This window comes from Caballeronia sp. (assembly GCF_049581465.1).
In the GTDB taxonomy this organism is placed as follows: domain Bacteria; phylum Pseudomonadota; class Gammaproteobacteria; order Burkholderiales; family Burkholderiaceae; genus Caballeronia.
On the sequence record NZ_JBAUSA010000653.1, the window covers coordinates 1 to 4,108 of the forward strand.

The 4,108-nt window shown below is 58.2% G+C and carries 3 protein-coding genes and 1 tRNA gene; 2 read left to right on the top strand and 2 right to left on the bottom strand.

Annotated elements, in window-relative coordinates:
• Nucleotides 1-270: 270 nt before the first annotated feature.
• Nucleotides 271-1,650 carry an MFS transporter gene (locus WCA53_RS16055; protein ID WP_423912254.1) on the bottom strand — a complete coding sequence of 460 codons (1,380 nt, stop codon included), beginning with the start codon at nt 1,648-1,650 and terminating at the stop codon, nt 271-273.
• Between the two features lie 286 nt (nt 1,651-1,936).
• Nucleotides 1,937-2,521 carry a class I SAM-dependent methyltransferase gene (locus WCA53_RS16060; RefSeq protein WP_423912257.1) on the bottom strand — a complete coding sequence of 195 codons (585 nt, stop codon included), beginning with the start codon at nt 2,519-2,521 and terminating at the stop codon, nt 1,937-1,939.
• Between the two features lie 369 nt (nt 2,522-2,890).
• On the opposite strand from WCA53_RS16060, the gene WCA53_RS16065 reads away from it, so the two are divergent.
• Both WCA53_RS16065 and WCA53_RS16070 read left to right on the top strand, forming a co-directional pair.
• A tRNA-Sec gene (locus WCA53_RS16065) sits at nt 2,891-2,983 on the top strand.
• A gap of 301 nt (nt 2,984-3,284) precedes the next feature.
• Nucleotides 3,285-4,108, top strand: an 824-nt coding sequence (locus tag WCA53_RS16070; RefSeq protein WP_423912260.1) for a Gfo/Idh/MocA family protein, incomplete at its 3' end; no start/stop codon positions are given.

Here is a 4,108-nt window from a genome sequence, read left to right on the forward strand (position 1 = left end):
TTGGTGCTTGATTCCGGCAATCAATGCCATGAAATTCTTTGAAGACTCCGCAATATTTGCGCGTCCGACGACGGGCTCGCTATTGGCATAGACAAACGTGCAGTTTTCCGAGAAGAAGGGCGCTAACTGCCGCTCGTCTAGAATCAACCGCCTGGCATACTTCTGATGCGTACTCGAATGCTGCAGTGGATATCTCAGTGGACATGATTAGTAATCCTATTTCAATAGTAATTGATTACGATGTTGTAGATATCTCGAAGCGCCAGCCGCTCAGTGCCCAACTGCGCCTGTCAATGACTCAGCGATCCGACTTTCGTCGGGCGCCGTTCTGAAGACACGTGGCGGTGCAAGCTGCTTGACTAGCAAAGCGATACACGAAATGGCTCCGGCCACGGCGACCGTTGCGAAGACACCGACAAACGTAAAATGCCAGCGTACGAGTTCGGCTACGAGAAACGAGCCTGCAATGCCGCCAAACCGCGCCATGCCCAGCATCCACGCGACGCCTGTTCCGCGCCCCTGAGTTGGATAAAATCCTGCGGCAAGCGCATTCATCGAGGCTTGTGCGGTGTTTGTCAGCACGCCGGATACCAGTACGATTGGCACGAGTAAGGCTACGTTTGCCGCCGTCGCTCCAATACAAAATAGGCTGATCGCGGCGAGCGCGTAGCACGCGCCAATCACGAGATTTGCATTGAAACGATCCATCAGCGCGCCGCACAGCACCGCGCCGACACCGCCAAGAGGGAACAGTGCGGAGATCAGCGTCGCGTTTTTCAGGCTGAGGCCTGCATCCTTCAGCAGGATGGGCATCCAGTTGATCATCGCGTAGATAATCAGGAGTCCCATGAAGGCCGCGAGCCATAGCATCAACGAACCGACAATGTATGAACGTGATAGCACGAGGCCGAGCCCTTTGTCACCCGTTCCCGGCGCAGTCTCGGTCAATACGAAGTCGCGAGCATTGACTGCTTCATCGGAGATGCGCGCGAGAATGGCGCGAACGCGCATTGCGGGCTTGCCATTCGCCACCATGAACCTTACCGATTCTGGCATCTTGAGCAGCAGCAGCACGCCGTGAAGTATCGGTGTGACGCCGCCCAGCATCAGGACACTTCGCCAGCCAGCATGGGGAACCAGCCATGCCGCGAGCAGTCCGCCCAAAGCCGCGCCGAGGGGGAATCCGCAGCACATCAGGCTGGTCACCGTTGCGCGGCGTCGGGTTGGGCAGAACTCGTCCATCATGGTCACCGCGTTAGCCATCGCTGCGCCGAGGCCGATGCCGGTCATGAAGCGCAACACAGTGAGTTCACTGATGTTCTTAGAAAACGCAGACACGACGCAGGCAACACCGAAGAGGAACACGGACCCGACCATCAGGGAACGTCGTCCGACACGGTCGGACAAAGGGCCGGATACGAGCGCACCGAACGCGAGACCGAACAGCGCGGCACTCAGGACCGGTGCGAGGTCGGGCTTGGCGAGATGCCACTCAGTCAGTAACGACGGCGCGATGAAACCGATTGCCGCAGTGTCGAAACCATCCAGCAGGACAATCACGAAGCACATGAAAAAAATGAGTCGTTGAAAGCGGCCGAACGGGTGTTCATCGATGAACCCCTGGACGTCAACGAGCGAAGCATGCTTCATTGTTTCTCTCCTATGTCGACCAGATTTGGCGCTTTAGCGCTTACTCTGGTCCCCCGCAGATTTGTGTGTCGATCGGAGTTAGTGCTTCAGCACTTACTCCGATCCCACCCAGATTTCTGGGTGTCGGCCGGTGTTGGGCTGGTGTCGGGCTAGTGTTAGTGCTTCAGCACTTACTCCGATCCCGTACCACGCTGGTTGACGATCAGAACCGCCGCACCGAGCCACGCACCGTATGACACAGTTGTCGCCTGAAACCCGTCGCCGAAGAAGCGACCGGCGTCGCCGATCAGCCGACTCTCACCCGTCGACCTGTCTGATCAGACCGTTCAATCGCCGATAGAACCTTGTGAAGGTCGAGCGCGTCATTAAAACCAGGAGCCGTGCGGGTCCCGTGGCGCAGATCGTCAGCCATTCGCCCGTATATTCCCGCGACGTTCCGGGCAGCTACAGCATCCCCAAGACCTTCCTCATCCGCTTGCGGTATCTCAAGCTCAATGTAGCCTTCCTGACCTTTACGACCCGCTTCCACGCGCAGCGGCGAGATATTCACCACAAAACTCATATCCGGAAAAGGCAGATCTTCTGCACTACCGGGACGAAATGTGAGGTCGGGAAAAATGCGTCGCGCTTGCTGGACCATCGCGTCCGCGAAATCGACGCCGACGACATGGGCGCCACGACGCGCCGCAGCCGCCGCGAGATAGCCGGGCCCTGACGCGATATCGAGAAACCGCACGCCAGTACGTACTTCAAGCGCATCGAGCAGCGCATCATTGGACTGCGTCGTCAGTTCGCCAAAATACGAGTGATACGGCTGTGCGACTGTTTCCCAGCCCCGACGCTCAAAGGCACTGAATTCGTCTTGTTCCATGTCACCCCTCCATCTGGTTCAACTGCCGCGACACGACACCGGATCGACGCTAGCTGCGCCGACGCATGGTGGTCAGGCTAGCGCCACTGAGCCACTTGTACAAGACGGCGCATCTGCTGAGTGCAGCGTTCGGCCTCTAAACGCCGCCCGCTGCCGGGCGTCTCGGGTCTATGCTTGGTTCTCACCCGCACAAAGAAAAGCAACGGTTTCTTGCCTCCCGGGAAAACACGATTTACCCTGCGTTGCAACCTCGATTTAAAACCTTTCACACCAGCTTGAGCAACCAATTAGGGCACGCAACGTGCGAGCAGCCGGTTATTGTCGTCGTGCGACACTTATTGCGTTTTCGGTCGACTTGTAGCAATCGCAGGAAGGCATCCGTATCCGGTGGTGCGGCTGGGCCTCAAACCCAGTAGGGGGCGTCAGCCGCTCTCTGGTAGGTTCGACTCCTGCTGCCTTCCGCCCGCGCACTCTCCAGCATCTTATTTCGCATGATGGTGATGGTGGTTACCCTTGGGCGATTCGGTGCGAGCGGACGGTGTCTCCAGAGAAATGATGTCGATTCAAATCGAAAGGGATGAGTCATGGTCGGGCCGCGCGGCAATTTGATGTGTTTTTGATGTCTCGACGACACCCCAGCGAGCCTTGGTCGAGCTAAGCTTGTCCCCAAAGATGGCCAGTGGAGAAGTTCGAAGAGGCTCTAAACCGTCTCAACGCGCTTAGGGCCGCCGACTGGCTCACTCACCAGAGGCGGAACTGGAAGATGACAATCAAATCAATCGGACGACGCATTCGGCTAGCGCTTGTCGGTGGCGGCCCAGGCTCCATCATCGGTGAGACGCACCGGATTGCGGCTCGCCTCGACGGCCAGTACGATATCGTCGCTTCGGCGCTAGCATCTGACCCTGAGCGCGCACGACAGGCGGGCATCGACCTCGGTATCACTGCCGAGCGCGCGTATGGCTCGTGGCAGGAAATGCTGCAGCGCGAATCCGTCAGACCCGACCGGGCCGATGTGGTAGCAATCATGACGCCCAATGACTCGCACTACGACATTTGCATGCAGGCGCTGGATTACCGTTTCCACGTCATCTGCGACAAGCCTCTCGCGCACAGTCTTACTGCTGCCCGTGAGATCGCAGCGAAGGTCCGGGCTTCACAGACCGAATTCTGCGTAACGTACTGCTATTCCGGGTATCCGATGGTCAGGCAGGCTCGCGACATGGTCGTGGCGGGAGACCTGGGCGAAATTCGGCAAGTTCATCTCCAATACATTCAGGGGTACTTTGCTGAGCACGACTTACCTGCCGGATGGCGCACCCAGGGTACACGCGGCGGAGAATCACTCGTTTTGATGGACATCGGAACACACGCATTCCATCTCGGCGGCTTCGTGACCGGTCTCGATGTTACGCGAGTATGCGCAGACCTCGGCTCGGCGATTCCCGGTCGGGAACTCGACGACTACGTTGGGGCTTTAATGCATTATGGAAACGGCGCTCGCGGGACGCTCTATGTGACCAATGCCGCCGCGGGGTCCGAGCACGGCCTGAGCTTCCGTATCCATGGCGACAAAGGCGGACTTGA